Source organism: Shinella sp. R2-11 (assembly GCF_055330205.1).
Map to the genome: position 1 here is coordinate 1 of NZ_JBVAPC010000025.1, position 772 is coordinate 772.

1 protein-coding gene is annotated in these 772 nt (G+C 62.2%); it reads left to right on the forward strand.

Translation table 11 applies throughout. The features are described 5' to 3' along the window. Positions 1 to 16 precede the first annotated feature (16 nt). The coding region (locus ACZ1A1_RS24915) for a carbohydrate ABC transporter permease (RefSeq protein ID WP_463622060.1) at positions 17 to 772 on the forward strand (756 nt) is incomplete at its 3' end.

Below are 772 nucleotides of genomic sequence, written 5' to 3' on the forward strand. Positions count from 1 at the left end.
GCGGAGGCAAAGGCCGATGAGCGCGCAAAGCCCCGACAACATCATCTCGCACGGCCGCCTGACGCGCGCCCTCATCTACACCGCGCTCATCGTCTTCGCGGTTTACTACCTGCTGCCGCTCTACGTGATGCTGGTGAACTCGCTGAAACCGCTGGAGGAGATCCGCCAGGGCGGCATGCTGAACCTGCCGAAAGAGTGGACGATCGAACCCTGGATCTCCGCCTGGTCGACGGCGCAGATCGGCGTGCAGCCGACGGGCCTTCGACCCTTCTTCATCAATTCGATCCTGATGGTCGTGCCGGCCGTCGCGATCTCCACCATTATCGGCGCGCTGAACGGCTACGTGCTGACCAAGTGGCAGTTCAAGGGCTCGAACGTCTTCTTCGGCCTGCTGCTGCTCTCCTGCTTCATCCCGTTCCAGATCGTGCTCATCCCGATGGCGCGCATTCTCGGGATGATCGGGCTTGCCGGCTCGCTCTGGGGGCTGATCCTCGTGCACGTCGTCTATGGCCTCGGCTTCACGACGCTCTACTTCCGCAATTACTATGAGAACTTCCCGACCGAGCTGGTGCGCGCGGCGCAGATCGACGGGGCGAGCTTCTTCCAGATCTTCTACCGCATCCTGCTGCCGTCCTCCGGGCCGATCATCGTCGTCTCGGTCATCTGGCAGTTCACCAATATCTGGAACGACTTCCTGTTCGGTGCCTCCTTCTCCGGCGCATCGACGACGCCGATGACGGTGGCGCTCAACAACCTCGTCTCCTCGTCGACC